Source organism: Pseudomonas sp. KBS0710 (genome assembly GCF_005938045.2).
Taxonomy (GTDB): Bacteria; Pseudomonadota; Gammaproteobacteria; order Pseudomonadales; family Pseudomonadaceae; genus Aquipseudomonas.
Genome location: NZ_VCCF02000001.1, coordinates 2167381 through 2194377 on the forward strand (window position 1 = coordinate 2167381; position 26997 = coordinate 2194377).

The 26997-nt window shown below is 60.7% G+C and carries 22 protein-coding genes; 12 read left to right on the top strand and 10 right to left on the bottom strand.

Annotated elements, in window-relative coordinates:
• Window positions 1-90: 90 nt before the first annotated feature.
• Window positions 91-2469, bottom strand: coding sequence for a TonB-dependent siderophore receptor (locus FFI16_RS10000; RefSeq protein WP_138815144.1), 2379 nt, complete (start codon window positions 2467-2469; stop codon window positions 91-93).
• A 155-nt stretch (window positions 2470-2624) separates the two neighbouring features.
• Window positions 2625-4277 (bottom strand): cyclic peptide export ABC transporter, encoded by a 1653-nt coding sequence (locus tag FFI16_RS10005; RefSeq protein ID WP_138815145.1) that lies wholly within the window; start codon window positions 4275-4277, stop codon window positions 2625-2627.
• Between the two features lie 200 nt (window positions 4278-4477).
• Between FFI16_RS10005 and FFI16_RS10010 the strand changes: the two genes are divergently transcribed.
• Window positions 4478-5305 carry a N(5)-hydroxyornithine transformylase PvdF gene (locus FFI16_RS10010; protein WP_138815146.1) on the top strand — a complete coding sequence of 276 codons (828 nt, stop codon included), beginning with the start codon at window positions 4478-4480 and terminating at the stop codon, window positions 5303-5305.
• 58 nt (window positions 5306-5363) lie between these two features.
• On the opposite strand, the gene FFI16_RS10015 is transcribed toward FFI16_RS10010, so the two are convergent.
• Genes FFI16_RS10015 through pvdM form a run of 3 tightly spaced genes read right to left on the bottom strand, consistent with a single transcriptional unit; the run spans window position 5364 to window position 8918 of the window.
• Window positions 5364-6236, bottom strand: coding sequence for a formylglycine-generating enzyme family protein (locus tag FFI16_RS10015; protein ID WP_138815147.1), 873 nt, complete (start codon window positions 6234-6236; stop codon window positions 5364-5366).
• A gap of 33 nt (window positions 6237-6269) precedes the next feature.
• Window positions 6270-7550: an aminotransferase class V-fold PLP-dependent enzyme gene (locus FFI16_RS10020; RefSeq protein WP_138815148.1), complete on the bottom strand. Its 1281-nt coding sequence runs from the start codon at window positions 7548-7550 to the stop codon at window positions 6270-6272.
• Between the two features lie 18 nt (window positions 7551-7568).
• A complete protein-coding gene (gene pvdM, locus FFI16_RS10025; protein ID WP_065931288.1) occupies window positions 7569-8918 on the bottom strand; it encodes a pyoverdine-tailoring dipeptidase-like protein PvdM in 1350 nt (449 codons plus the stop codon).
• 142 nt (window positions 8919-9060) lie between these two features.
• On the opposite strand from pvdM, the gene FFI16_RS10030 reads away from it, so the two are divergent.
• Window positions 9061-10674 (top strand): PvdJ/PvdD/PvdP-like protein, encoded by a 1614-nt coding sequence (locus FFI16_RS10030; protein WP_138815149.1) that lies wholly within the window; start codon window positions 9061-9063, stop codon window positions 10672-10674.
• Here the strand turns inward: FFI16_RS10030 and FFI16_RS10035 are convergent.
• Window positions 10667-11614: a DUF1853 family protein gene (locus tag FFI16_RS10035; protein ID WP_138815150.1), complete on the bottom strand. Its 948-nt coding sequence runs from the start codon at window positions 11612-11614 to the stop codon at window positions 10667-10669. The two genes, FFI16_RS10030 and FFI16_RS10035, sit on opposite strands and share 8 nt — an antisense overlap.
• Window positions 11615-11758: 144 nt before the next feature.
• Between FFI16_RS10035 and FFI16_RS10040 the strand changes: the two genes are divergently transcribed.
• The 6 genes from FFI16_RS10040 to pepN are packed head-to-tail and all read left to right on the top strand — an operon-like array spanning window position 11759 to window position 18259.
• Window positions 11759-12649: an NAD(+) kinase gene (locus FFI16_RS10040; RefSeq protein WP_010210870.1), complete on the top strand. Its 891-nt coding sequence runs from the start codon at window positions 11759-11761 to the stop codon at window positions 12647-12649.
• A complete protein-coding gene (locus FFI16_RS10045; RefSeq protein ID WP_371923622.1) occupies window positions 12646-13620 on the top strand; it encodes a metallophosphoesterase in 975 nt (324 codons plus the stop codon). Before FFI16_RS10040 ends, FFI16_RS10045 begins: the two co-directional genes overlap by 4 nt.
• Window positions 13617-14486 (top strand): rhomboid family intramembrane serine protease, encoded by an 870-nt coding sequence (locus FFI16_RS10050; RefSeq protein ID WP_138815152.1) that lies wholly within the window; start codon window positions 13617-13619, stop codon window positions 14484-14486. Before FFI16_RS10045 ends, FFI16_RS10050 begins: the two co-directional genes overlap by 4 nt.
• A 14-nt stretch (window positions 14487-14500) precedes the next feature.
• On the top strand, window positions 14501-14761 hold the full coding sequence (locus FFI16_RS10055) for a YeaC family protein (RefSeq protein ID WP_017138108.1): 261 nt from the start codon (window positions 14501-14503) through the stop codon (window positions 14759-14761).
• The gene (locus FFI16_RS10060) at window positions 14758-15588 is read left to right on the top strand and encodes a DUF2797 domain-containing protein (RefSeq protein WP_056860307.1); all 831 of its coding nucleotides are present in this window, start codon (window positions 14758-14760) and stop codon (window positions 15586-15588) included. The genes FFI16_RS10055 and FFI16_RS10060 overlap by 4 nt, the downstream gene beginning before the upstream one ends.
• Before the next feature lie 13 nt (window positions 15589-15601).
• Window positions 15602-18259, top strand: a complete 2658-nt coding sequence (pepN, locus tag FFI16_RS10065; RefSeq protein ID WP_138815153.1) for an aminopeptidase N — start codon at window positions 15602-15604, stop codon at window positions 18257-18259.
• Between the two features lie 46 nt (window positions 18260-18305).
• Here pepN and FFI16_RS10070 read toward each other — a convergent pair whose 3' ends face one another.
• Window positions 18306-19352, bottom strand: a complete 1047-nt coding sequence (locus FFI16_RS10070) for an aldo/keto reductase (RefSeq protein ID WP_138815154.1) — start codon at window positions 19350-19352, stop codon at window positions 18306-18308.
• Window positions 19353-19514: 162 nt separating this feature from the next.
• On the opposite strand from FFI16_RS10070, the gene FFI16_RS10075 reads away from it, so the two are divergent.
• The 4 genes from FFI16_RS10075 (at window position 19515) to FFI16_RS10090 (ending at window position 22389) form a co-directional block, all read left to right on the top strand.
• Window positions 19515-20231: a YafY family protein gene (locus FFI16_RS10075; protein WP_138815155.1), complete on the top strand. Its 717-nt coding sequence runs from the start codon at window positions 19515-19517 to the stop codon at window positions 20229-20231.
• Between the two features lie 51 nt (window positions 20232-20282).
• The gene (locus FFI16_RS10080; RefSeq protein ID WP_138815156.1) at window positions 20283-20618 is read left to right on the top strand and encodes a nuclear transport factor 2 family protein; all 336 of its coding nucleotides are present in this window, start codon (window positions 20283-20285) and stop codon (window positions 20616-20618) included.
• Between the two features lie 15 nt (window positions 20619-20633).
• Window positions 20634-21740: a cell division protein ZapE gene (zapE, locus tag FFI16_RS10085; RefSeq protein WP_138815157.1), complete on the top strand. Its 1107-nt coding sequence runs from the start codon at window positions 20634-20636 to the stop codon at window positions 21738-21740.
• A gap of 157 nt (window positions 21741-21897) precedes the next feature.
• Window positions 21898-22389: a GNAT family N-acetyltransferase gene (locus tag FFI16_RS10090; RefSeq protein ID WP_138815158.1), complete on the top strand. Its 492-nt coding sequence runs from the start codon at window positions 21898-21900 to the stop codon at window positions 22387-22389.
• 112 nt (window positions 22390-22501) lie between these two features.
• On the opposite strand, the gene FFI16_RS10095 is transcribed toward FFI16_RS10090, so the two are convergent.
• The 3 genes from FFI16_RS10095 to FFI16_RS10105 all read right to left on the bottom strand — a co-directional run bounded on the left by FFI16_RS10095 (window position 22502) and on the right by FFI16_RS10105 (window position 26965).
• On the bottom strand, window positions 22502-22714 hold the full coding sequence (locus FFI16_RS10095) for a hypothetical protein (RefSeq protein ID WP_138815159.1): 213 nt from the start codon (window positions 22712-22714) through the stop codon (window positions 22502-22504).
• A gap of 142 nt (window positions 22715-22856) precedes the next feature.
• On the bottom strand, window positions 22857-25094 hold the full coding sequence (locus FFI16_RS10100) for a TonB-dependent siderophore receptor (protein WP_138815160.1): 2238 nt from the start codon (window positions 25092-25094) through the stop codon (window positions 22857-22859).
• A 128-nt stretch (window positions 25095-25222) separates the two neighbouring features.
• The gene (locus FFI16_RS10105; protein ID WP_138815161.1) at window positions 25223-26965 is read right to left on the bottom strand and encodes a phosphoethanolamine transferase CptA; all 1743 of its coding nucleotides are present in this window, start codon (window positions 26963-26965) and stop codon (window positions 25223-25225) included.
• Window positions 26966-26997: the final 32 nt, after the last annotated feature.

Sequence of the window (26997 nt, forward strand, 5' to 3'; positions counted from 1 at the left end):
TTTTTTATCTGCGTTACTCGGCATGAGCCACGTTTTAGCAGGCAACAAAAAGCCCCTGGTCATCAGCGATGACCAGGGGCTTGGGCTGGATCAGAAGTTCCAGCGGGTGCTGAGCATGACGTTACGCGGGTCGCCGTAGTAAGCCGAGTTGTAGAAACCGATGTTGGTGTAGTACTTCTTGTCGAAGATGTTGTTGACGTTGAGGGTCGCCGAGACGTTCTCGGTCACCTGGTAGCGGGCCATCGCGTCCACGATCCAGAGCGGGTCCTGGGAGAAGTTTTCCTCGGTACCTTTGGCGTAGTTGCTCAGCAACTTCCAACCGGTACCTTGCCAGCGCACGCCGGTGCCCAGGGTCAGTTTGTCGAGCGGGCCGGTCAGCTTGTAGCTGGTGTAGATATTGACTTGGTCTTCCGGTTCCCAAGTGGAGAGCTTCTCACCCTGTTTGTCGCGCATGATCTTGTGGGTATAGCCCGCCTGCAACTGCCAGCCGGGCGTGAGCTCACCGGAGATTTCCGCTTCGTAGCCTTTGGTCTTGGCTTCGGTGCCCCTTGAAGCGTAATCCAGGCCCGGGTAGCTGTCGGGGATGTAGTCGGTATCGTCGACGGCGCGGTTTTTCTCGTGGACCTCGAAGTAGGCCAGGCTGGAATTCAGGCGACCGTCGAAGAACTCGCCTTTAAGGCCGATCTCGTAGTTCTTGCCTTCATCGGGCTCGATCGGCTTGTTATTGCGGTCGCGGTAGTCGTCTTGCGGCAGGTAGATCTCGGTAAAGCTGGCGTAGGCCGAGAAGTTATCGTTGAGGTCATAGGTGATGCCGGCGTAAGGCACAACCTTGCCGGTGTCCTTGACCTGGCTGGTGCCGCTGACTTCGTAGTTGTTGACCCGAGTGCCGAGGATCAGGTGCAAGTCATCCGCGAGGCTGAAGCGCCCGGTGATGTAGCTGGCGCTCTGGCGCGTCAGCTCGTCGTTCTTTTTGGTTCGAGGACCACGGTCCGGTTTGGGGGCGTCGCCGTCCCAGTTGAAGTAGTCGTGGCTGTTGTCGTAGTTGGTGGCGTTGGTGTAGTCGCTGCCCAGCCAGCGCGAGCGCGATACCGAGGTGCCGACTACCAGCTCATGCTCACGCCCGAACAGGCTGAACGGGCCAGTGGCGTACAGGTCGCCGGTGTCGCTGGTGGTTTCACCATTGTAGGTACGGGTCAGCAGCGATGCCTTGCCCGTTTCGGCATTGGGTGACAGCAGGGCCGACAACGGGGCTTTGTAGCCGTTGATCTGGTGGTTGTACTGCGCCTTGCCGACCCAGCCATTGTCGAACGTGTGTTCCAGGGTGGCGAAGGCGGTACGGGTGTACTGTTTCCACTTGCTGTACTTGGCGCCGTTGTTGAACGAGCGCGGTGTACTGATGCGGTTACCGGCTGAGTCAAAGAGTGAGGCCGAACCGGACCAGCTGGAGCCCTGCGGGTCGCTGTCCTGATAGTCGCCACCGACGGTCAGCAACGTATCCGGTGCCAGGTCGAACTCAAGGATGCCGTAGTAGACGTTGGTCTGGCGTTGGTAGTGATCGAGGAACGTATGTTTGTCCTGGTAGGCCGCGACAGCTCGGCCACGCACATTGCCGGACTCGGTCAGCGGGCCGCTGACATCGATTTCCGAGCGGTAGTTGTCCCAGGAACCCGCGCCCAGGTCGACATAGCCTTTGAATTCCGAGGTGGGTTTTTTACGCACCATATTGATGGTGCCGCCCGGGCCGCCGGCGCCGGTCAGCAGGCCAGTGGCGCCCTTGAGAATCTCGACGCGGTCGTAGATAACGGTATCGGTCAACGTATGGCCGGACGAATACTGGGCATCCTGCAGGATCGGAATACCGTCGTACTGGAAGTTCTGAATGGCGAAGCCACGGGAGAAATAGCTGGTGCGCTCGCTGTCGTAGGCGGCAACGGTAATGCCCGGTGTGTGACGCATCACGTCGTCGATCGACTTGAGGCTGAAGTCGTCCATGGCCTGGCGGGTCACCACGGAAATCGATTGCGGCGTCTCGCGTGGGCTCAGTACCAGGCGGGTTGCGGTGGCAATGGTGCCGGGGGTGTAGGAGCCGGAGCCTTCGGTGATGGTGCCCAACTGGTTGGCGGTCACCTGGGTTGCGCCCAGCTCCAGTGCCGACGTTTTCGCCGCGCTGATGGTGAATGAGCTGCCCTGCAGGTCATAGCTGATGCCCGTCCCGGACAGCAAGGTGGTCATGGCCTGGCCGGGTTGCAACTTGCCTTTGATCGCGTGGCTGCGTTTGCCTTCGACGTCGGTCGGACTGTAGAGCACCTGCAAGTTGGTCTGGCGACCGAACTCCTGAAGCGCGCTCCCCAGCGGCTGTGCGGGAACATTCAGCTCGACCTCCTGCGCCTGCACATAACCTGCGACCGGCAGTGCCAGTGCAAAGGCAATGGCGCTTGGCAAGAGAGGGGTGTTCAAGAGGCGGCGCATGGAGAGTGCCTTGCTCAAGGGACTCAGACCGAACGTTGCTGGCATGGATACATTCTCTTCTATGTTTTTAAGTGGGCAGTTCTAAGTATTTATTGAGGTCAATTCTCATTACCACTAGTGAGACGTTCCTATCCGTAAAAACCGGAAAATAAATTTCAGGCCGGCTCCATTTCGTGCACGACCTTGCCCGCTCGCAGGCGCACCAGTTGGTCGGCGATGTCGAAATAGCGGTCGTCGTGGCTGATCACGATGATGGTCTTGCCCAGGCGTTTGAGGTCGGGCAGCAGCTCGGTGTAGAACACGCGGCGGAAGGCCGGGTCCTGGTCGGCGGCCCATTCGTCAAACACCAGCACTGGGCGTTCTTCGAGCCAGGCATTGACCAGCGCCAGGCGCTTGCGTTGCCCGGTGGAGAGGTCGGTGGTGCTGAACACGCCGTCCTTGACGCTGACTTTATGCGCGATTTCCAGGCGCTCCAGGTACTTGGCGGCGCTGTCCAGCGATTGCGTGGCGCTGCCCTGGACCAGGTCGTCGAACAGGTAGTAGTCGGCGAACACCGTGGTGAACAGTTGGCGGTAGTCATCGCGCACCGGGTCGGTCACGGTCTCGCCGTTCAGGCGGATTTCCCCGGCGTCGGGTTGATACAAGCCCAGCAACAGTTTGATCAGTGTGGTCTTGCCGCAGCCGTTCTCGCCGACGATAAACACGATATCGCCCTGTTTGATGCTCAGGTTGATCGGCCCCAGATGAAACGGCTCGCTGCCCTCGACCGGCGGCGGGCTGTAGGTGACGCCACGCAGTTCAAGGCTGTTGACCACCGGTGTGGGGGCTTCGCTGCCGTCCATCAATAAATGCGGCTCGGGGGACGAGAAGCGATCTGACAGCTCAGTGATGCGCGCAAAGGCAATGCGTGCCTTGCCGATGATCGGCAGGTAACCGATCACGTGTTCGAGCGGGCCTTTCATGTACAGCAGCACCAATACAAAGCCGGTGATCACCGCCGGGTCCGGGTTGGGGCTGTAGGCTTGCATGGCCAGGGCCAGGCCGATGACCACAAAAAACAGCATCGAGCCAAAGGTTTTGGCCACGATGTAAATGTTGACCGAGCGCACCTGGATATCGCTGATCCGGTCAGCGGTTTCCTGGATGCGGTGGGTGTTCATCCGGTAGCGACGTGGCCGGTGGATGCGCAGCTCCTTGGCGCCTGAGGCAATCGCCGAATAGTAGCGCTGCAGTTCGTCTTCCAGGTCACGGGCTGCGTCGAAGCCGCGAATGCCTTTGTGGCCGGCGATGAACTGCACGCTGCTGCCGATCACAATGGCAACGATCATCATCAGGAACATCGGCACTGACAGGTAGGCCAGGTAGCCCAGGCAACCCAGGGTCACCGTGCTGGCGATGGCCAGCGGGGTAAACGCGAAGGAGAAATCGCTGATGGTGTCGACGTCGTGAGTGAGCACCGGGATCAGGCGGTGCGAACGGTAGCGTTCGATCTGCTCGATGGGTGCCGACAGCACTTTCTCGCCGAGATCCTTGCGCAGGGCGGCAATGATCCGTTGGCCCACATAGTTGGTGCCGATATCCGAGACGATCGAACTGGTCAGCGCCAACAGGCACAGCGCGGCGAAGGTCAAGACCACGCCCTGGGTCATGCCAGTGGAGGAGTGCAGGGCGTTGTTGATAGTCGCCAGCAGCAACGTGATGGCCAGGCCGCCGGCCATGCCCAGGGCGACAGAGACCGTCACGATGGTGCGAAAAGGCCTGAGCAATGCGAGCAAACCGTTAAAGGCGCCGCGCTTGGGGTCGGTCATAAATACTTCCCGGAAAGTGAAAAAGAGGGGGCTGGGCACACAGACCCTTACCCATGACAAACGAAGTGCCGGGGCGACTATTTAGCGCGGCATGCCGGGCGGTGGAGCGGGTCGATAAATTGCCAACAGGTTGGTTCGTTCTTGTTGTGTAGGCGCACGCGTATCGACGCGTGCCTGATCTATCCAGCGAGAGCGAAACAATGACGAAAAAGAATCTGGTGTATGTCTGGTCCCTGAGAAATGCCGCCGCCGACAAGGCCGGCCAGCCAGTGGCCTACAAGGACCACGAGCGCTATATGAAGTCGGTGCTGGAGTTTCTGGTGGGCTCGCTGAACGACACACCTTTGGGCCAGGCCTACAATCTGGTCGGTGTGGTGTATGACGATGACGAGCAGAACCCACGGGACCAGCAGCTGGTGGCCGACTATGGTTTTGCCTACCAGCCAGGCCGCCAGTGGCTGTACCCGGCGGACCTGCGGGTGCAGGGCAACCTGGTCAATGACTTGTTGCTGAGCGTGCCGTCTACCTATCGCCGCCTGCCCCGTGGCAGCGCCGAACACATCGCCGGCAAACAGGATTTCGAACGTCGCCTGCACGACACCCTGGTGGAGTTGAAAGCCGACATCGTGGTGCTGGACGGCCTGCTGGTGATTCTCGATGAGCTGGTGCGCCCCGGTGCGCCGTTTGCGCGTCGGATCATGAACATCCACCCGGGCATTACCCGTATTGAATCGCCTTACGAGCGCCGTGGCGCCTATGCCACCTGGAATGCCTTGTACGGTGCGCGTGGGCAGACGGTGGTGGATTGGGCGAGCAAAGCAACCAAGGCCAGCGAACCGCTGTACCTCACTGGTGCTTCATTCCACTACGTGGACAACGGCATTGATTCGGGCGAAGTGTTCCACGACGTGCTGAAAACCGAGATTTCGCCTGAGGACACCATCCTCGAATTGCGCTGGAACAACTTCAATAACAGCCTGTTCCCGGCGTTGCATGAAGGGTTGGAGTTGTTGGCCAAGCAGCCCTGATGCAAAACTAAATGTGGGAGCGGGTTTGCTCGCTCCCACATTTTGCTCGGTGTGCTGCTTAGAGTTCGCGCACTACCCGAAACCCAATCCAGTCCCCGCGGGTTTGCGGGTAGATGGTGTTGCGGTTGCCCGAACGTGAGAACACCGGCGCTTCGCCCCAGTCATTGCCGCGGATCTGGTAGCCCTCGCAGTGGGGCTCCATCCAGGCGCTGCCGTCGGTAGGCGCGCCGATATAGTTGGGGTGCTCGCAGTCGGCAACCCGCTCATACACATTGCCGTGCATGTCGTACATGCCAAATGCATTCGGCGGGTAGCTGCCCACCGGCGAGGAATAACTGTAGCCATCTGCCGGGCCGTAGGTGTTGGCGTGCTGGGCGATGCTGTAGCCCTTGCCCTCGTCGAACGGGAAGGGGAATGGCCCGGTGGAGCCGGCGCGGGCGGCGTATTCACGCTGGGCTTCGCTGACCATGTGGTACTTCTGCCCGGTTTTTTTCGACAGCCAGGCGATGTAATTTTTGATGTCGTCCATGTCCATGCACACCGCGGGCTGGCGTGGCCCTTGCGGGTAGCGTGGCTTGCTGGCGATGCACTCGCGGCCGGGGCGGGTGTCGCCGTCGGCGATCTTGACGCCGGTCTGGCGGATATAGCTGTCCCATTCGCCGGCGGTGACGTGGAAGCGGCTCATGGCAAACGGTTTGGCGAAGGTCACTTCATGCATCGGGCCTTCATCGGGCTCGCGGCCGACTTCGTCTTCCGGGGTGCCCATGGTGAAGGTGCCGGCGGGCAGCACCACCATTTCCGGGCAGTCCTTGCAGTCCTTGAACACTTTGCCGGGTTGCGGCGTGGCGGCTTGCGCCAGGTTGGGCAGTAATGCCGCGCACAGGGCCGTCAGCGCCAGGGCGGTCAGGGGTTTGAGTCGGGATGGATTCATGTGGGCATCTCGTTCAAAGGAAAAAAGTGGGCATCACAGGCGTTGACTCAACAGGGCCATGAACTGCTGGATTTCGTCCGAGCTGTTGAGCAGGCCGGGGGAGGTGCGGATCACCGGGCCGACATCGCGGTCGACGGCATCGATCACCACGCGGTTTTTCAGCATGTGGGCGACGACCGCTTCGCTGTCCTGGTCCTTGACCCGAAAGAAGGTAAAGCCCGCGGACAGGTCGGTGCTGCGCGGTGTTACCAGTTCGATCTGCGGATGCGCCAGCAACTGGGTTTTGAGTTCGCTGTTGAGTGCGTGGATACGCGCCTCAACCTGTGCCTTGCCCAGTTGCAGGTGCAGCTTGAAGGCTTCATCCGCCGCCCAGCGATGCTCAAAGGCGTGGTAGCCGCCGGGCGTCATGGTGGTGGCAAAGTTGGTGTCTTCGGAGAAGGTCGGCACCATGGGCGTGACGTATTTGTTTTCGGCATCGCGGGCGCAGACCAGCCCGGTGCCGCGTGGGCCGAACATCCATTTGTGTGTGCCGGCGATAAAGAAGTCGCAGTGCATGGCCGGGAAGTCGAGGTTTTCCACGCCAAAACCATGTACACCATCGACCACATACAGGATGCGGTCATTGTCGTCGCGGTTGCGATTGAGTTCCGCCACCAGCTTGCCGATTTCGCCGATCGGCAGCTTCACACCACTGCCGGACTGTACCCAGGTCATGCCCAGCACACGGGTAGTGGGGCGAATGGCGCGCTTGATATTACCCAGCACTTCGTCACTGGAGACCTGGTTGGCCCGCTCGAACAAACGGATGCGCCGCACCTGCGTGCCTTGGCGGGCGACGCGAAAATCCAGCACGTTCTGGGTAGCGTAATGCTCGTGTTCGGTGGTGAGAATCTCTTGATCGGGGCGCAGCTTGATCCCGCCGTAGATCATCGCCAGGCCTTCCGACGTGCTGCCGGTGAGGGCGATCTGCGCCGGTTTGGCGTTCAGGTAGCGTCCGGCCCATTCGCGCACCTGGCCTTCACGTTTCCAGGTTTCTTCCAGGCCCCAGTCCATGGCCAGGCCGGGGTTGCGGTCGATCTGCTGGCGGTAGCGCTCAATCGCTTCGCGCACGGGGCGTGGGTGGGAGGTCACCAGGAAGTTGGAAAAGTGCAGGTAGTCGGGGTCTTGGGTGAACAGTTGCTTGAAACCCGTCCATGGGTCATTGGTGGCAGGCGCCTGGGTGGCTGCCTGGGCGTGCGCGAGCATTGCGCTGCCCAAAGGCAGGCTGGCGGCGAGTACCCCGGCCTGCTTGAGGAATGTACGGCGGTCGGTCATGGACTGGCTTCTGAGTAATTAGCGGTTGGCCAACGGCTTGGCGGCTTTTTGCACCTGGTCCCACACCCGCAGGAAGTTGCCTCCCCACAGCTTGGCGATGTCGGCCTCGGAGTAGCCGCGCTGGATCAGTTCGGCGGTGACATTGCGCACCTCGCCGACGTTCTCCCAGCCCTGGATACCGCCGCCGTCGTTGAAGTCCGAGGCGATACCGACGTGGTCGATGCCGATCTTGCGCACGGTGTAGTCAATGGCATCGCCCCAGTCCTTGAGGGTGGCCTTGGGCTCTTCCTCAAGAATGGCGTACAGCCCCTGGGCGTACTGGCCGAACTTCTGCTCGGACCAGGCGGCGATGATGGCGTCACCGGGCATCAAGGCCATGGCCAGGTTGGGCAGCGGCGGCAAATCGAAGCGCGCGCGCAAGGTGTTGAGCTTGTCTTGGGTGGGTTGGCTCAGGGGGCGTAAATAGGCCGGGAAGCCCACCACCTGCACCACGCCGCCGCTGTTTTTGATCAGTTGCAGCTCTTTGTCGCTGAGGTTGCGCGGGATATCCACCGAGGCACGCGGTGCCGAGTGCGAGGCAATCATCGGGGTGCGGCTCAATTGCGCGACTTGCTCCAGCGCCTTGGTCGACATCTGCGACACATCGATGATCACACCCAGGTCATTGAGGCGATGCACAGCTTGTTGGCCGATGGGTGACAGCCCTTCAAGCGCGTCGGTGGTGTCATTGAAAAACGGCAGCGGACGCGACGAATCGGACCAGGCGTTATTGCCGATATAGCTGAAGCCGAACATGCGCATGCCGCGTGCGGCCCACAGGTCCAGCTGGTTGAGGTCGTCGCCCAGCGGGTAGGCGTTGAGCATGCTGATAAAGATCGCAAACTTGCCCTCGCCATGCAGGCGCCGCATATCGTCCGGGGTGTAGGCGATGCCGACCTGGTTGGGGAAGTCGCGCACCATGCCGGAGATGATCTTGTAGCGCACCTCCTGCTCGTGGCGGGCCTCTTCGACAAAACCGTCGGTGGGTTTGTGCGGCGCGTTGGGGCCGTTCCAGATTTCCGGCCAGCCGAAAATCGTCAGGGCCGCGCCCGACAAGCGCCCGCGTGCTGCCTTGGCGAGGTCAAACTGGCCGCTGCCATCCTTGTCGGCTTCGTTGCCGGCGGTGCCGAAATCCATGGGCACGGTGATATGGCTGTCGAATGACAACAAGCGGTCCTGCATTTCATTAGCCTGTTTGATCACCTCCAGCGGGTAGCCGGCATTGCCTTTGAACCAGTGATCCCAGACCAGAAAACCGGCCCCGGCGCCGATGGCCAGTGCCAGCGGCAGGCCGATATACAGCGCCTTTTTCGAACGTGGTTTTGTCATTGCCATCTCAGTCAGTTGAGGCCTTTGCTATCAGGGAAGAACGAGCCGTGGCCGGGGAAATTTAGGCTTGGGCGCGGCATCGGTAAATTTCTCGCGGCCGTCAACGTTCTAGCTCTGATCAAGCTGTTTCCTAAGGTAGACAATGACCCTCTCTCGACGTGGCTTCATCGCCGGCCTGGCGCTGACCGGCGCTGCCGTGCCAGCGGCCCTTTATGCCCACCGCGAGCTGACGCGTGAAGAATTCCCGATCACGCCGGGCGAGGCCACGGTGGACCTGGCCGACACCGCCGGCCAACACCTGGCCGATACCTTGCGCGGTGTGTGGAGCCTGCGCCTGGAAGGTCGCGATGCGGGCCTTGAAGGCTTACCGCTGCAAGGCCTGGAGCTGTTGCTCGACATCGCCCCACGCGGCCGTGGTTTGCGCGGCTATCTGGACACCGCTGCAAACCTGCGTGCCGAGGGCGAGCCGCGTTACCGCGTGCTCGGTGATCTGCTGACGGGCGAGGGCGCCGTGCTCTACTGGCGCCTGATCGACCGCGACGCCGCAGATGGCGCACCGGCCTATGAGTTCAAGATGACCCTCGACGAAGTCTGGGCCGACTTCGCCAATGCCGGCAGCAGCACCCTGAGCGGGCAGATCCTCGACCTTGAGCGCCCCCTTGCCTTGACTGAGCGCGACAACCGCTTTATCGCCCACAAGCAACTGTTCCCCGAAGCGCGCCAGCGTATCGGCCTTAACCCGACCTTGTTGGCCTGGCTGATCGCCCCTGAGCACCGCCTGTTCCACCAGCTGTGGCACGCCACCCGTGACCAGTGGCACAAGCTGTCCGAGGAAAAACGCGATGCCCTGCGCGGTATCGGTTGGCAACCCGGGCCACGCGGCCAGGAGCGCGACGCGCGGGGTAAACGCAAAGACCGCAACGGTTCGGGTATCGACTTCTTTTTCATGCACCGGCATATGCTCGGCACTGCGCGCTCCATGCAAGAGCTGCCTTCCTGGCCGCAATTCCCCGAGCCACAGCCGGCGCTGGAGCGCGATCGCCTGGGGTTTTTGCGTTATTTCGACAACCACGACGGCTTTGCGCTGCCACCCTGTTGGGCGGCACCCGATGACAGCGACTACACCCAATGGGTCAGCGCTATCAAGGCGGCCGAGACCTACCACAGCAACTTCCAGGTGTGGGAGTCGCAGTACCGTGACCCGCGTTACCTGGCCAAGCTGACCTTGGGCCAGTTGGGTTCCGAGATGGAGCTGGGCCTGCATGACTGGCTGCACATGCGCTGGGCCTCGGTGCCCCGTGACCCGTCCAACGGCGCCCCGGTGCCATTCGCCCGTGACCCGGCGGACTTTGCCGCGCGTTGGTACGCGCCAGAGAACGACTTCCTGGGCGACCCGTTCTCATCCCATGTAAACCCAGTGTTCTGGCACTTTCACGGCTGGATCGATGATCGCATCGAGGATTGGTTTCGCGCCCATGAGCGTTTCAATCCAGGCGAGGTCAGCCGGCTTGAGGTCAACGGGGTCAAGTGGTTTGCCCAGGGCCGCTGGGTGGAAGTCGCTGACCCATGGCTGGGGCCGGACACCCACGGTTGCAGCACCACGCCGGGGCTGCAGATGGGGCGGTCGATGGAGATGGACCCGGAAACCATGAAGCTGGCACTGCGCATCACCTTCGCCGAAGAAGAAGGGTTGCAGGCATTGTTCAAGCGCGTGCCGAAACGACCCTGGTATGCACGCCACTTGAAACTCAAGTAATGCCTGGGACGTTTGGCCACAGATCTGCAACGAGGAACAAGCGTTCGGCCTCTTCCCAGTCCTCCCCAGTCTGAACCAGTCGTACCAATAGCTGGGCCGGTGCCATCGGGTCCAGTTCAGCCAGCCAGGCGTGCATCTGGTCCGCACGCCACACCTGATCCGCCGGGTAATGCGCGGGCGCCAGCCAGGCATGCCGAGGCAGGGGCTGCCAGCGCCCCGGCGGGCTCTGGCTGACGAAATTGCACCAGTCGCGCTGGTGTAGCCAACGGCCGCGCAGGTGTTGTGGGTCAACCCCGAGCGGGGATTCGGCGGTGCCGGGCCACGGATAGAGTAAATACCCGCCCAGCCACAAATGCGCATCGAACTGCACAATGTCCAGCGCCGCCAGGGCTTCGCGGCTTTCCGGGCGGGCCGAAATCGGCAATTGATGCTGGGCCAGGTGCGCGAGCTTGCGGTCCAGCCGGTCATGACAGCCAGGGCCGAGCCATTGCGCGGTGTCTTGGCCGTTGCCGTCCTGCGGCCCCAAATAGAGCTTGATCGCCAGTTCCAGGTGGTGCACGCCATCGCGGTCGCGCACCAGCATGTCCAGCTCGCCCAGCGTATGCCCGGCGCGGCGGATCGGCAGGTTGGCGGCCAGTAACTCCACGCCCGGCGCATGCTGCACCGCAAACTGCCACAGTCGTTCGTAGTACAGGCCCAGGCGCCGCGTGCGCGACAGGCTGAGCCAGTGCTGCAAGGCGCTGCTGTCTTGATCGAGTGACCGTAGCCACTGTTCGAGCAGATGTGGTGCCTGTACCCAGTCGCTGCCCGCCAGCGGATGGCGCTGCGGCCAGGGCGTTTGCGCGAGCATCGGCGGGGCGAGCATCACCCACGCCAGGTCGCGCACCTCGGGGTGCCGCAATTGGCGGGGCAGGTTGAGCAGATCCGGGAACACAGTCATGGTCCGAGCATAGCCTTTTAGAGCACTGACGGGTGGCTGAGAACCATTGTCATCAAGGCCCTGCGGCGACAAAGGGTTTTGCCTGACGCGGCCTTTCGCCCATAATCGTTCTTTTTGCCAGACCCCACATCCCGCAGGAGCCCCATGGAGCAATTTCGCAATATCGGCATTATCGGTCGCCTGGGCAGTACCCAGGTGCTGGACACCGTCCGCCGGCTGAAAAAATTCCTGCTGGAACGCCACCTGCATGTGATCCTCGAAGACACCATCGCCGAAATCCTGCCCGGCCACGGCTTGCAAACCTCGTCGCGAAAGATGCTCGGCGAAGTCTGTGACATGGTCATTGTGGTGGGTGGCGATGGCAGCCTGCTCGGCGCCGCCCGTGCCCTGGCGCGGCACAACGTGCCTGTGCTGGGGATCAACCGTGGCAGTCTGGGGTTTCTTACGGATATCCGCCCGGATGACCTCGAAGTCGAAGTGGCCAAGGTGCTCGACGGCCATTACCTGGTGGAAAACCGCTTCCTGCTGCAAGCCGAAGTGCGCCGCCACGGCGAGGCCATCGGCCAGGGCGATGCGCTCAACGACGTGGTGCTGCACCCCGGCAAGTCCACGCGCATGATCGAGTTCGAGCTGTATATCGACGGCCAGTTTGTGTGCAGCCAGAAGGCCGACGGCCTGATCGTCGCCACGCCGACCGGTTCCACCGCCTACGCGCTGTCGGCCGGCGGCCCGATCATGCACCCCAAGCTCGACGCCATTGTGATCGTGCCGATGTACCCCCATATGTTGTCCAGCCGGCCGATTGTGGTCGATGGCAACAGTGAGCTGAAAATCGTGGTGTCCAAAGACATGCAGATCTACCCGCAAGTCTCCTGCGACGGGCAGAACCATTTCACCTGCGCCCCCGGTGACACCATCACCGTGAGCAAAAAGGCACAGAAGTTGCGGTTGATCCACCCGCTGGACCACAACTACTACGAAGTGTGCCGCACCAAGCTGGGCTGGGGCAGCCGCTTGGGGGGTGGAGGCGACTGATGCTCGATCCCGCGCGTAGCTACGACCTGATTGGTGACGTGCACGGTTGCGCTCATACCCTTGAGCACTTGCTCGACCGGCTGGGCTACCACAAACAGGCTGGAACCTGGCGCCATCCGACGCGTATGGCGGTGTTCCTCGGCGATATCATCGACCGTGGGCCACGCATCCGCGAGGCGCTGCATATCGTCCACGATATGACCGAGGCCGGCCAGGCGCTGTGCATCATGGGCAATCATGAGTTCAACGCGCTGGGCTGGACCACGCCGGCGCCGCCGGGCAGTGGCAAGCAGTTCGTGCGCGAGCACAACCCACGCCATGCGCGGTTGATCCACGAAACCCTGACCCAGTTCGAGCACCACCCAGCCGACTGGCACGACTTCCTCGGCTGGTTCTACGACATGCCGCTGTTTGTCGACGCCGGACGGTTTCGCGTGGTGCATGCGTGCTGGGACGAAGGCTTTATCCAACCGCTGCGCGCCACCTTCCCGGATGGCTGCATCGACCAGCACTTTTTGCAGGCCGCCGCCGTGCCGGGCAGTTTTGCCTGCAACGCCTTCGACCGTCTGCTGCGCGGCACCGACATGCGCCTGCCGGACGGCCTGACGCTGACCGGTGGCGATGGCCTGACGCGCTCATTTTTCCGCACCAAATTTTGGGAAGACGACCCGAAAACCTACGGCGACATCGTGTTCCAGCCCGATGCGCTGCCGGAACCAGTAGCACGTACACCGTTGTCGTCGACCGAAAAAAATTCCCTGCTGCGCTATGGCGTCGACGAGCCGTTGTTGTTCGTCGGCCATTACTGGCGCAGCGGCAAACCGGCGCCGATCCGCGACAACCTGGCCTGCCTGGACTACAGCGCAGTGCTGTACGGCAAGCTGGTGGCGTACCGACTGGACCAGGAAACCCGCCTGGATCCGGGTAAATTTGTATGGGTCGACGTTGAGCGCCCTGAGGTCATTGTATGAGCACCGTAGCTGTATTGCGCTTGCCGCTGAGCGTCGACCTGGGTGGATTCGTCAAGCTGCTGCAACGCATGCAAGTGCCCCATCGCGTCAGTTTCGATGCAGGCGAGCAAGTGTTGTGGGTGCCCGAGAACATCAGTGCCGACGTACAAGTGTTGTATCAACGCTTTCCCGCCGGTGACCCGGACCAGCAACTGGATATTCCCGAGCAGGCGCCGGTCACGCGGCCAAGCTTTGTTCAGCAAGTGCGTTTCAGCCCGGTGACGGCGCTGGTGCTGCTGGCGAGCATGATTGTCGGCGCAGTGACCTTGCTGGGTGAAAACCTGCAGACCATGAGCTGGCTGACCTTCCTGCCGTTTCACGTGATGGGCGACTACATCCAGTTCACCCCGTTTGCCGAGACCATGGCGTCGGGGCAGTGGTGGCGGCTGGTCACGCCGATGCTGATCCACTTCGGCATCCTGCACCTGGCCATGAACGGCATGTGGTACTGGGAGCTGGGGCGGCGCATTGAAGTGCGCCAGGGCAGTATCAACCTGCTGGGCCTGACCCTGTTGTTCAGCCTGGTGTCCAATTACGCGCAATACGCCTATGGTGGCCCGAGCTTGTTTGGCGGTTTGTCCGGCGTGTTGTATGGCCTGCTCGGGCATTGCTGGATCTTCCAATTGTTGTCGCCTAACCCGGCGTATCGCCTGCCGCGTGGCGTGTTGGCAATGATGCTGATATGGCTGGTGCTGTGCATGTCGGGGCTGATCTCGATGATCGGTTTCGGCGAAATCGCCAACGCGGCTCACTTGAGCGGCTTGGTCATCGGTTGCCTGACGGGTTTGCTGGGTGGGTTGTACAACCGCCGCAAAGCCTCTATTTGATAAGGAAGAGCCTTATGTCCTCTTTTGCTGAAATGATCGAAAACATCACCCCGGACATCTACGAGAGCCTCAAGCTGGCCGTGGAAATCGGCAAGTGGTCCGATGGCCGCAAGCTCACCGCCGAGCAGCGCGAGCTGTCGCTGCAAGCGGTGATTGCCTGGGAAATCCAGAACCTGCCCGAAGAGCAGCGCACCGGCTACATGGGCCCGCAGGAATGCGCGTCGAAGTCGGCGCCGGTGCCGAACATCCTGTTCAAGTCGGATGCGATCCATTGATTGAAATTGGTCGCGGTGCAGTCAGCAAAATGTCGGCGCAACTCGGTGAGCCGACCGTTCAATACGCGTTTCGCCTGGGCGACACCGAGGTGCCGGTCAACCCGTTGATCGGTACCCACGTGCGCCTGGAATACCTCGGTGCCATTCATTGCAGCCATTGCGGCCGCAAGACCAAGACCAGTTTCAGCCAGGGTTATTGCTACCCGTGCATGACCAAACTGGCCCAGTGTGACCTGTGCATCATGAGCCCCGAGCGTTGCCATTACGACGCCGGCACCTGCCGTGATCCGGGCTGGGGCGAACAATTCTGCATGACCGACCACGTGGTGTACCTGGCCAACTCGTCGGGCATCAAGGTCGGCATCACCCGCGCCACCCAGTTGCCGACCCGCTGGCTCGACCAGGGCGCCAGCCAGGCGCTGCCGATCATGCGCGTGGCGACCCGTCAGCAGTCCGGTTTCGTCGAAGACCTGTTTCGCAGCCAAGTGGCCGACAAGACCAACTGGCGTGCTTTACTCAAGGGCGATGCGCAATCGGTGGACCTCAAGCAGGTACGCGATGAGCTGTTTGCCACCTGCGCCGACGGCTTGCTGGGGTTGCAGGAACGCTTTGGCTTGCAGGCTATCCAACCGGTGACCGACATCGAGCCGATCGAAATTCGTTACCCGGTCGAGCAATATCCGGCCAAGATCGTCAGCTTCAACCTGGACAAGAACCCGATTGCCGAAGGCACGTTGCTGGGGATCAAGGGCCAATACCTGATCTTCGACACCGGCGTTATCAACATTCGTAAGTACACGGCCTACCAGCTCGCCGTGCACCAGTAGAAGGATGCTATCCATGCGCACCGAACAACCGAAGATGATTTACCTGAAGGACTATCAGGCACCGGACTACCTGATCGAAGAGACGCACCTGACCTTCGAGTTGTTCGAGGACCACAGCCTGGTCCATGCGCAACTGGTGATGCGCCGCAACCCCGAGCGCGGTGCCGGCCTGCCGCCGCTGGTGCTCGATGGCCAGCAGTTGGAGCTGCTGACGGTCAACCTGGGTGACAAGGAGCTGACCGAGGCCGACTACCAGTTGACCGACAGCCACCTGACCCTGCACCCGACCCGCGAAACCTTCACGGTCGACACCAGCGTGCGCATCCACCCGGAAACCAACACCGCCCTGGAAGGCCTGTACAAATCCAGCGGCATGTTCTGCACCCAGTGCGAAGCCGAAGGTTTCCGCAAGATCACTTACTACCTCGACCGCCCGGACGTGATGAGCACCTTCACCACCACGGTGATCGCCGAGCAACACAGCTACCCGGTGCTGCTGTCCAACGGCAACCCGATCGCTAGCGGCCCGGGTGAAGACGGCCGCCACTGGGCGACCTGGGAAGACCCGTTCAAGAAACCCGCTTACCTGTTCGCGCTGGTGGCCGGTGACTTGTGGTGCGTTGAAGACACCTTCACCACCATGACCACCCGCGAAGTGGCGCTGCGCATCTACGTCGAGCCGGAAAACATCGACAAGTGCCAGCACGCCATGACCAGCCTGAAAAAATCCATGCGCTGGGACGAAGAAACCTACGGTCGCGAGTACGACCTCGACATCTTCATGATCGTGGCGGTCAACGACTTCAACATGGGTGCCATGGAGAACAAGGGCCTCAATATCTTCAACTCCAGCGCCGTGCTGGCCCGCGCCGAAACGGCCACCGACGCCGCGCACCAGCGCGTCGAGGCGATTGTTGCCCACGAATACTTCCACAACTGGTCGGGCAACCGCGTGACCTGCCGCGACTGGTTCCAGCTGTCGCTCAAGGAAGGCTTCACCGTGTTCCGTGACTCGGGCTTCTCTGCCGACATGAACTCGGCCACGGTCAAGCGCATCCAGGATGTGGCCTACCTGCGCACGCACCAGTTCGCCGAAGACGCCGGCCCCATGGCCCACGCGGTGCGCCCGGACAGCTTTATCGAGATCTCCAACTTCTACACCCTGACCGTGTACGAAAAAGGCTCGGAAGTGGTCGGCATGATCCACACCTTGCTTGGCGCTGAAGGCTTCCGTAAAGGCAGCGACCTGTACTTCGAACGCCATGACGGCCAGGCCGTGACCTGCGATGACTTCATCAAGGCCATGGAAGACGCCAACGGCGCCGACCTCAGCCAGTTCAAACGCTGGTACAGCCAGGCCGGTACGCCGCGTCTGGCGGTGAGCGAGTCGTTTGATGCCGCCGCCAAAACCTACAGCCTGACGTTCCGTCAGAGCTGCCCGCAAACGCCGGACAAGGTTGAGAAACTGCCGTTTGTGATTCCAGTGGAATTAGGTCTGTTGGACGGGCAGGGCGCAGGTATCGCCTTGCGCCTGGCCGGTGAAGCGGCAGCTGGCGGCACGTCGCGGGTGATTTCGGTGACGCAAGCCGAGCAGACCTTCACCTTCGTCGATATCGCAGAAAAGCCGCTGCCTTCGTTGCTGCGCGGCTTCTCCGCGCCAGTGAAACTGAGCTTCCCGTACAACCGCGACCAACTGATGTTCCTGATGCAGCACGACAGCGATGGCTTCAACCGCTGGGATGCCGGCCAGCAATTATCGGTGCAGGTGTTGCAGGAGCTGATCGCCCAGCATCAGCAAGGCCGGGCCTTGAAGCTCGATCAGCGTCTGATTGACGCATTGCGCAGCGTCTTGAGCGATGAAAGCCTGGACCAGGCCATGGTCGCCGAAATGCTCTCGTTGCCAAGCGAAGCCTACCTGACGGAAATCAGCGAAGTCGCGGATGTGGATGCCATCCACGCGGCGCGTGAGTATGCCCGTAAGCAACTGGCCGACCACCTGTTCGAAGCGCTGTGGCTGCGTTACCAGGCCAATCGCGAGCTGTCCAAGCAGACGCCTTATGTGGCGGCGGCCGAGCACTTTGCCCGGCGCGCCTTGCAGAACATCGCGCTGTCGTACCTGATGCTCAGCGGCAAGCCTGAAGTGTTGGCCGCCACCCTGGATCAGTTCGACACCAGCGACAACATGACCGAGCGCCTGACGGCATTGGCGGTGTTGGTGAACTCGCCGTTCGAGGCGGAAAAAGCCCAGGCGTTGGCGGTGTTTGCCGAAAACTTCAAGGACAACCCGTTGGTAATGGACCAGTGGTTCAGCGTGCAGGCAGGCAGCACGTTGCCGGGCGGGTTGGCGCGGGTCAAGGCGCTGATGGAGCACTCGGCGTTCAATATCAAGAACCCGAACAAAGTGCGCGCACTGGTCGGCGCATTTGCCGGGCAGAACCTGATCAACTTCCATGCGGCGGACGGCTCGGGTTATCGCTTCCTGGCGGACCTGGTGATCCAGCTCAATGGCTTCAACCCGCAGATCGCTTCGCGCCAGTTGGCGCCGTTGACCCGCTGGCGTAAATACGACAGCGCGCGTCAGGCGCTGATGAAGGCGGAGCTGGAGCGTATTCGCGCCTCCGGCGAGCTGTCGAGCGATGTGTTCGAGGTGGTCAGCAAGAGCCTTGCATAAGTTGGGCGCATAAAAAAACGGCCTGTTCAGGCCGTTTTTTTTCGTCTCAAATAACCGGTGGTCGCGGTGTGTCTGCGCCGTGGTCGAGCGCGAAGCGCTCCGAGATAATCCCGTGGGGAACGCCCAGTGGAATCGCGCCGGCGCTGTCCAGGCGGGTCACTTGCTCGCTCGACAACTGCACCTTGAGCGCGCCTAACGTGGCATCCAGTTGCGCACGGGTGCGTGAGCCGAGGATCGGGATCAGCGCGGTGGTCGAACGCCGGGCCTTTTCCCGTAGCCAGGCAATGGCGACGTGGGTTGGGCTTGCCTCCAACTCACTGGCAACCGCCAGCAAGGTATCGAGCACGGCCGTTTCGCGCGCGCTTTGTTCGGAATGGATCAGCATGCCCAGTTTATTGGCGCGATTGTCGTCCAGGCTTTCACGGTATTTGCCGGTGAGGAAGCCACCGCCCAACGGCGACCACAGCGTGGCGGCCAGGCCCAAGGCCTCGGCCATCGGCAGCACTTCACGTTCGGCGCTGCGTTCGACCAGGCTGTATTCCACCTGTACGCCAATGATCGGCGCAAAGTTGCGCACTTCTGCCAACAGGTCGGCGCGGGCGATACGCCAGGCCGGGAAGTTCGACAGACCGGCATAGTGGATCTTGCCGGCGCGCACCAGGTCATCGAAGCCGCGCAGGATTTCTTCCATCGGCGTGACGTTGTCGCTCATATGCGCCCAGAGCAGGTCGATGTGATCGGTGTTCAGGCGTTTGAGGCTTTCTTCGACCGCCCGCACCATGTTCTTGCGGTTGTTGCCGAGCTTGATCGTGCCTTCATCGGACGGTTGAGTGCGCAGGCTGTACTTGGTGGCAACCACCAGGTTGTGGCGCTCGGCGGCGATAAATTCCCCCAGCAGCTTTTCGGCCTGGCCGAACTGGTAACCGTTGGCGGTATCGAGGAAATTGCCGCCTGCTTCGAGGTAGCCGTCGAATATCTGTTTGGCTTCATCGCGCTCGGCGCCATGCCCCCAGCCCGTGCCGAAATTGCCGGTGCCCAAGGCCAATTCGGATACCTGCAGACCGCTGCGGCGGCCAAAGACTTTATTGCGCATACAAAGACTCCTGAGGGGGATGTGTGATTTATACATGTCTATAAACATGTATTTAATATGATCTTGGTAATTTATTCGGTCAAGGGTCTTTTTTACTGCTGACGTTTTCTGACAGGGCGCTCTGCTAAGCTGCGGCACTTTTCTTTTTTCGGCAGGGCCAACGTGTCGCGTACCACTCGTTTACTCACCTTGTTGCAGGCCCTGCGGGGCAAAAAACGGCCGGTGACAGCAGCCGTACTCGCTGCGCAGTTGGAGGTGTCCGAGCGCACGCTGTATCGCGATATCGCCGAGCTGACGGCCCTCGGCGCGCCGATTTTTGGTGAGGCCGGGGTGGGCTATGTGTTGCGCAGCGGGTTGTTTTTGCCTCCATTGATGCTCAACGCCGAGGAAACTGAAGCCATCGTGCTGGGCTTGCGTTATGTGGACCAGCGTGGCGATGACGTGCTCAGCCGTGCGGCCGCCAATGCCCTGGCGAAAATCGCCGACGTGTTGGACCCGGCTGCGCAGGAAGCCTTGCGTAACCCCACGCTGCTGCCGGGGCCACCCGGCTTTGGCTACCCGGAAAATCGCGTGCCGCTGAATGTGTTCCGGGAGGCTATTCGCAACCAGGCCAAGTTGCATATCGATTACGCCGACGCCAGCCAAACCCAGAGCCAGCGGCTGATCTGGCCGCTGGCATTGGGGTTTCTCAATGAGGTCCGTGTGATCGTAGCCTGGTGCGAGTTGCGCGGCGCTTATCGTACGTTTCGCACCGATCGGGTGGCCGCAGCAGACGCCCACGGTGAGCGTTACCCAGGCCGGCGCAGCGACCTGCTGCGCGGCTGGCGCAAGTTGATGGAACAGAATGATGCGGGACCCTTTACTCCTGACAAAAACTGACACAGCTCTGGCTTAGCATGGCGCCATAAATCACTAAAAAGGAGCTGTGCCATGTCTTTTCCAGCGTTAGCACCCGCCATTGCAGCCTACATAGCCGCGACCAATACCGGCGACACCTCAGCGATTGCCCAGTGTTTTGCCGACGATGCCAACGTGTTCGATGAAGGCGAGCATCAGGTCGGCCCGGTAGCCATTGCTCGCTGGGTCGAGGACACCGGACGGCGTTATCAGCCACGTGTTGAAGTGATCAACGTGCAGCATCGCACCGGCAAGGTTTTGGTCAGCAATGTGGTCTCCGGCAATTTCCCCGGTAGCCCACTGGAGCTGCGTTATACCTTCCGCCTGAACGAGCAGGGCAAGATTTCAAGGCTGGATATCTCGCTGTAAGTCATACTGGCACGCATGACTTTCGACTCGCCGCTCGCCGCCTACCAACACGCCATCGACCAGCAAGGTTTTGTGCCCGACGACGCCCAGCGCCGGGCGGTACAGGCCCTGCAAAGCTGCTTTGAGGGCTTGCACCAGGGTCGCTCGCCGATTCCCGGGGTTTACCTGTGGGGGCCGGTGGGGCGGGGCAAGACCTGGCTGATGGACCAGTTCTATCAGAGCCTGCGCGTTCCCGCGCGGCGCCAGCATTTTCATCACTTCATGGGCTGGGTGCACCAGCGCTCTTTCCAGCTCAGTGGCATCCAGGACCCCTTGCAGGCGTTGGCGCGCGAACTCAGCCAGGACGTGCGCGTGTTGTGTTTCGACGAACTGTTCGTCAACGACATTGGTGACGCGATCATCCTCGGCCGCCTGTTCCAGGTGATGTTCGAGGAGGGCGTGGTCATGGTTTGCACCTCCAACCAACCGCCCGACGATCTGTACGCGGGCGGCTTCAACCGCGAACGATTCCTGCCGGGTATTGAGGCGCTCAAGCAGCATATGCATGTGGTGGCAGTGGACGGTGGTGAAGATCACCGTTTGCATCCAGGTGTGGGGCTGCAGCGCTATTGGGTGAATCAACCCGATGCACTTGCTGCCGTGTTCGAGCCGTTAAGTGACGGGCAGGCGGTCAGCAGCGGGGCGGTCAGTGTCGGGTTTCGTTCGATAGTCGCGGTGCAGTTCAGCGACACGGTGCTCTGGTGTCGGTACGCAGAGCTGTGCGAGCAACCCTTGGCGGCGATGGACTTCATGCTGCTGTGCGACCGCTACAAGGCAATCCTGCTGGGTGAAGTGCCCAACCTCAGTGCTCAAAAACGCCCGGCCCGGATTGCCCGTGGCACCGAAGATGCGGCCCAGCGCGTGGTTGCCGGTGATCGAGAATTGCCTGAATTGTCGGTACATGATGACAGTGTGCGGCGCTTCATCGCACTGGTGGATGAGTGCTACGACCGCAAGGTGCCATTGTTTATCGAGGCCCAGGTGCCGTTGGCAAGCCTTTATACCGAGGGTTATCTGGAATTCGCGTTCCGGCGCACCCTGAGCCGTTTGCAAGAGATGCAACTGCAACGGTTCGGCGCCTAGGACAAATCCCAGGTCGGTGGTGCTTGTTGGGGGGCACAACCTTCGTCATTTCCGTCAGGTATTTGTAGTTAATCTCCTTCATCTGCGCCTGGCTCCCCGCTTACAATCGTCCCTTCGAAGGGAACCGATTCCCTTGTTGCCGTGATTGAGGAAGGAAATGGACACCCCAGACATCCTGGTGCTGCAAGCCAGCTACACCAACTCCGTGCATGCCGAAGCCATTGGCCTGGTGCTCAACCATTACGCCGAGGACCCGATGGGTGGCGGTCACACGCTGCCAGCCGATCTGCTGCAGCAACTGCCAGCCGAACTGGCCAAGCGCCCCCACGCTTTCAGCGTACTGGCGTTTGTCGGCGGGGAGCCGGCGGGTTTGGTCAATTGTTTTGAAGGGTTCTCGACGTTTGCCTGCCGCCCGCTGATCAACGTACATGATGTGGTGGTGATGAATCAGTTTCGCGGCCTGGGGCTGAGCCAGAAAATGCTGCTCAAGGTCGAGGAGATTGCCCGTCAGCGCGGTTGCTGCAAGATCACTCTGGAAGTGCTCGAAGGCAATGACGTGGCGCAAGCGGCCTATCGCAAGTTCGGTTTTGATGATTCGATCTTTGATCCCGCCCATGGCCGCATGCTGTTTTGGAGTAAGCCGCTTTAATCGCTGCGCTTAATATAAACAGCATAAAAAAGGCGCCATTCAATGGCGCCAAATTAACCTTTGCCAAAGGAGCGGGTTGGCACAGGGGCATACGGATTAACTAAAGATTAAATCAGCTGTTAGGTTGTTGCTCGGCACTGGACTGTTCGGTCTTTACATTCTTGCCGTCGGCCAGTGCGGTTTTATCCGTGGTGCCGTGCATTTGCTGCTGGTCGAAGGCGAAGTTATTGTAAAACTCCTTCGAGCGCTCTGAACCGCCCTCTGCGAAGGCGGCAACGGAGGTCAGGCTCATCAGGCTGGCAAGCATCAAGGTCGAAAGTTTCATGGCAGTATTCCCATTAAGAGTGAGTGGTGTCTGATCGCTCCGTGATCCGATTCATGGAGCGACTATGGGGCTGTCTTATTAAGTGGGAATTAACATGGAACTGCCCCGAAGTTAACGTTTTTGTTAACTTCGGGGGTGCGATTTATAACCGCCAATCCACTGCCAGCGTGATGGAGCGCGGGTCTCCCCAATACACGCCATTATAAAAACCGACGCGTTCGTAATATTTTTTATCAAATAGATTATTGACGTTAACTGACGCAGAAACATGCTCGTCGAATTGGTAGCGCGACATCAGGTTGACCACCGTGTACGCCTGCTGCGTAATCCTGGTGCTTTCGGTGATCAGGCGGCCGTTGCTGTCCCTGCCACCGGTAGGGCGTGGGGCAAACTTGTAGAAATCGCTTTGCCAGTTCACCGCGCCACCCACCGTCAACCCGCGCCATTGGCCAGGCAGGCGATACGCCGTGGATAGTTTCAACAGGTTGAGTGGCTGATCAGTGTTGTTGCGCTGTTTATCACCATTGACCGAGTGGGTGTAGGTGTAGCCGGCCGTGAGGTTCCAGTCCGGCATGACCTCACCCGATGCCTCCACCTCAAAGCCCTGGACCTTGTTGCCTTTGCCGCCGGACTTGTAAAACTGCTCGCGCGTGACCGGATCCGGCGGGGCGCTGTTATCGAGTTCGGCGACGTTGTCCTGGGTGCTCCAAAAGTACGCGGTGGCCAGGTTCAGGCGCTCATTGAGCAGGCTGCCCTTGAGCCCGACTTCGTAGTTGCTGCCTACCACCGGCTCCAGGTACTTCTTGCTGGAATCGCGCTCATCCTGAGGGTTGAAGATATCCGTGTAGCTGGCATACACGGTGTACTCGGGGGTGATGTCGTAGAGCAGCCCCGCATACGGCGTCCACATATCGTTGTGGGTCTGGCGGGTTTTGGTCGATTGGGTCAGCTGGTTATTGTCGTTGTACTGCGGCGAGACGCTTTCGATTTCCCAACTGCCATAGCGGCCACCGAGAACCGCGTGCAGTTTGTCGGTTAGGCTCAGGCGCGTCGCCAGGTAACCGGCTTTCTGTTTTTTGCTGCTGTGTTCGCCTTTGAGGCCGGTAGTGCGGTCGGGGAACTTGGGGATATCGCCCATGTGCTGCCAGTCTTTGATGTCTTCATAGCCGTCGGGGGTGCTGTAGCGCTGGAACGGTGATGAGTCGCGCTGCTCGGATTCGCCGTACCCCGCCATAAGCTCGTGCTCACGGCCAAACAATGAATAGGCCCCGGCAAGGTTGAAATCCACCACGTCCATTTTCGATGTGCCGACCATCTGGTTGGTCCAGGCGTTCATGCCGCTGCCATCCGGGTTGGGGTAGCCGGCGCCGCCGTAGTACACCTTGCCATCAGTGTCACTCTGGCGATGCGTATAGGCCGCCTTGAGGCGCCAGTCAGCGGACAGCTTGTGCTCGACAGAGGCGAAGGTGGTCTTGTCTTTGAGCGGCCAGGAACTCCAGTCGGCAGCCATGTTGGCCGAGCGTGACAGCCGCGCCTTGCTGCCATCGCTGTTCCAGTAGGGCAGGGTGCCCCACGAGGTGCCTTGCACATGCTTGTTCTGATAGTCCAAGCCTACAGCGACCACAGTGTCGTCGGTCAGGTCGCCTTCGAGGATGCCGTAGCCGACCTCCCGCTGCATGGCGTAATTGTCGCGATAGGACTGGCTGTCGCGATAGGCCAGCACCGTGCGCCCGCGCAGTCGCCCATCAAACGCCAGGGGCCCGCCCACATCAACGTAGCTGTAGTAATTGTCATGGCTGGCGCCGCTGACGCCGGTCTTGGCTTGCCAGTCGGCGGTCGGGCGCTTGCGGATCATGTTGACCGTGGCCGACGGGTCGCCCGCGCCGGTGGTCAGCCCGGTGGCACCGCGCACCACCTCGATGCGGTCGTAGATGATGGTGTCGGCGTCCGGCTTCATGCGCCCGTAGGTGCTGAGCATGCCGTCGACCTGATAGTTGCTGATCGAATAGCCGCGGGAAGAGTAACCGACCCGATCCGAGTCCAGGTGCTGCACCGTTATGCCTGTGGTCTGACGCAGCACGTCAGTCAGCGTATTGAGGTTGAAGTCATCCATCTGCTGGCGGGTAATCACCGAAACCGATTGCGGGGTTTCCTTGATGGTCATGTTCAGCTTGGTGGCCGTGTTCATCGAGCCGGTGGTGTAGGCGCCGGTGTGTTCGGTGGTCGCGCCCAGGCCTTCGGCGGTGATGCTGGTGGCACCCAGCTCAAGGGCGCGTTGCGGGGCGTGCTCGGGATCGGTTTCAGCCAGCAGATCCGGGCTCAGCGTGACGCTGAACAGGCCAAGGGTGAAGGTCATGGAACGGGTAAAAGGCGCGAACATCGCGGCAGACTCCTTGTCGTCTTTGCGGCCTTCTCAGTAAGAGAAGGCCTTGGCTCAAAGACGAAAGGGCGCGCGGAACTTTAGGCTTAAACGAGAATGATTGTTATCTTTCTGTTACAAGGCTCACGCTATTTAGCAACCACTTCAGAGGCGTCCGGCTTCTTTGGTTTGATCAGGCTGAAATCAATCAGGCCCTTTTTCTGCCCGATGTAAGGGTCACCAATCAGCAGCGGGCGTGGCTTGAAGCTGTCGTTCACCAGGCTCTTGCTGCGGTCCCACTCATCGAAGCTCAACCCGGCCATGTCGGCCCAGGTGTGGATCAACTGCGAGCTGCTGTAAGGCCGCTGCAAGTCGCTGGCAAAGCTCCAGTCATGGGTTTCACGCCACTTCGGCGAGGCGTAGGCCATGAACGGGATGGTGTACATCGGCGCCGTCGGCTTGCCTTCGTTACGGCCCAAGGTGCTGTGGCCGGCCGAGTCGAACACGTCTTCGCCGTGGTCCGAGAGATACAGCAGAAAGCCGTTGGGGTCGGTCTTGGCGTAATCCTTGATCAGGCTCGACACCACGAAGTCGTTGTACAGCACCGCGTTGTCGTAGCTGTTGTAGGTCGGCAACTGATCGTCGCTGACACCGGCGGGTACGCCCTGGCGATCGGTGAACTTGTCGAAGGTCGGCGGGTAGCGGTACTGGTAGCTCATGTGCGTGCCCAACAGGTGCACCACGATGAACTTGCGCTCGGCAGGGTCTGCCAATGCCTTGGCGAACGGCGCCAGCACGTCGCCGTCGTATTGGCGGGCGTTCTGGTTGCGGTTGTTGTTGAGGTACACCTGCTCGTCAGCCTGCTCGGAAAAAGTGGTGAGCATGGTGTTGCGCTTGGTCATGGTCTGCTGGTTGGTGATCCAGTAGGTCTTGTAGCCCGCCTGTTTCATCACGCTGACGATCGACGGCGTCTTCAAGTACAGGTCCGGGTTCTCTTCGTCGGCAAACGTCAGCACCTGCTGCAGCGCTTCGATGGTGTAGGGGCGCGGTGTGATGACGTTGTCGAATACCGCCAACTGGTCGCGCAGCTTGTCCAGTTCCGGCGTGGTATTGCGCGGGTAGCCGTAGAGGCTCATGCGCTGACGGTTGGTGGACTCGCCGATCACCAGCACCAGGGTCGACGGCTGGTCAGCCATGGTGTCCTTGAGGTTCTTCAAGGGCGGGATCTTGCTGGCGCTGGTGAGCATGCCCTGCATGCTGTTGAGCTGTTCGGTGTAGCGGCGGTAGGCAACGATCATCTGCCATGGCACGGCAGGTTCGACGCGGCTTTCGAAGCCGTCGATGGCCAGTTCCATGGTCGGGTTGGTCGCGATCTGCTTGACCAGCGGGTAACCGACCACGGCCAGCACAATCGCGGTGGCTGCCAATAGCGCCTGGCCACGCGGCAGGTAAACCGGACGCAGGCGAGTCCACAGGAACACAGCCACGGCGGTATGGGCGATAAACGCCAGCACGATCCACCAAGCGAAGTACTGAGTCGCGTATTCGCCCGCTTCAGAGATGTTCGACTCGAACATAATGAAGATGACGCTTTGTGAAAATTCCTGCTGGTAGATGAAGAAATAACCCAGGCTGGCCATCGAGCAGGCCCACAGCACCACGCCGATCAAGCCCGCGAGCAAGCGCGTACGCTTTGGGAACAGCAGCATCGGCGCGAGCCAGAACGCGCTCAGGAAGAAGGCTTGGCGAAAACCACTGAAACCGGAGGTACCGGTCAGTTGGATCAGAAGTTGGGTAATACCCGAGAAATACCAGAAAAACAGGAACAACCAGCCAAGACCGGCCCAATCAAAGCCTTTCGCAGACTTGGTGCTGCGTTTGAACATCGCCATCCAGTACTCCAACCCGATAATTGCTCAGTCGC

What these genes read in the sequence shown, in the direction of transcription:
- FFI16_RS10035 (WP_138815150.1), bottom strand. Translation starts at nt 11,614, where the DNA reads ATGACTGTGTTCCCGGATCTGCTCAACCTGCCCCGCCAATTGCGGCAC.
- FFI16_RS10055 (WP_017138108.1), top strand. Translation starts at nt 14,501, where the DNA reads ATGTCCTCTTTTGCTGAAATGATCGAAAACATCACCCCGGACATCTAC.
- FFI16_RS10090 (WP_138815158.1), top strand. Translation starts at nt 21,898, where the DNA reads ATGGACACCCCAGACATCCTGGTGCTGCAAGCCAGCTACACCAACTCC.
- FFI16_RS10050 (WP_138815152.1), top strand. Translation starts at nt 13,617, where the DNA reads ATGAGCACCGTAGCTGTATTGCGCTTGCCGCTGAGCGTCGACCTGGGT.
- FFI16_RS10010 (WP_138815146.1), top strand. Translation starts at nt 4,478, where the DNA reads ATGACGAAAAAGAATCTGGTGTATGTCTGGTCCCTGAGAAATGCCGCC.
- FFI16_RS10015 (WP_138815147.1), bottom strand. Translation starts at nt 6,236, where the DNA reads ATGAATCCATCCCGACTCAAACCCCTGACCGCCCTGGCGCTGACGGCC.
- FFI16_RS10020 (WP_138815148.1), bottom strand. Translation starts at nt 7,550, where the DNA reads ATGACCGACCGCCGTACATTCCTCAAGCAGGCCGGGGTACTCGCCGCC.
- FFI16_RS10005 (WP_138815145.1), bottom strand. Translation starts at nt 4,277, where the DNA reads ATGACCGACCCCAAGCGCGGCGCCTTTAACGGTTTGCTCGCATTGCTC.
- FFI16_RS10080 (WP_138815156.1), top strand. Translation starts at nt 20,283, where the DNA reads ATGTCTTTTCCAGCGTTAGCACCCGCCATTGCAGCCTACATAGCCGCG.
- FFI16_RS10070 (WP_138815154.1), bottom strand. Translation starts at nt 19,352, where the DNA reads ATGCGCAATAAAGTCTTTGGCCGCCGCAGCGGTCTGCAGGTATCCGAA.
- FFI16_RS10030 (WP_138815149.1), top strand. Translation starts at nt 9,061, where the DNA reads ATGACCCTCTCTCGACGTGGCTTCATCGCCGGCCTGGCGCTGACCGGC.
- FFI16_RS10040 (WP_010210870.1), top strand. Translation starts at nt 11,759, where the DNA reads ATGGAGCAATTTCGCAATATCGGCATTATCGGTCGCCTGGGCAGTACC.
- FFI16_RS10000 (WP_138815144.1), bottom strand. Translation starts at nt 2,469, where the DNA reads ATGCGCCGCCTCTTGAACACCCCTCTCTTGCCAAGCGCCATTGCCTTT.
- zapE (WP_138815157.1), top strand. Translation starts at nt 20,634, where the DNA reads ATGACTTTCGACTCGCCGCTCGCCGCCTACCAACACGCCATCGACCAG.
- pvdM (WP_065931288.1), bottom strand. Translation starts at nt 8,918, where the DNA reads ATGACAAAACCACGTTCGAAAAAGGCGCTGTATATCGGCCTGCCGCTG.
- pepN (WP_138815153.1), top strand. Translation starts at nt 15,602, where the DNA reads ATGCGCACCGAACAACCGAAGATGATTTACCTGAAGGACTATCAGGCA.
- FFI16_RS10095 (WP_138815159.1), bottom strand. Translation starts at nt 22,714, where the DNA reads ATGAAACTTTCGACCTTGATGCTTGCCAGCCTGATGAGCCTGACCTCC.
- FFI16_RS10100 (WP_138815160.1), bottom strand. Translation starts at nt 25,094, where the DNA reads ATGTTCGCGCCTTTTACCCGTTCCATGACCTTCACCCTTGGCCTGTTC.
- FFI16_RS10105 (WP_138815161.1), bottom strand. Translation starts at nt 26,965, where the DNA reads ATGGCGATGTTCAAACGCAGCACCAAGTCTGCGAAAGGCTTTGATTGG.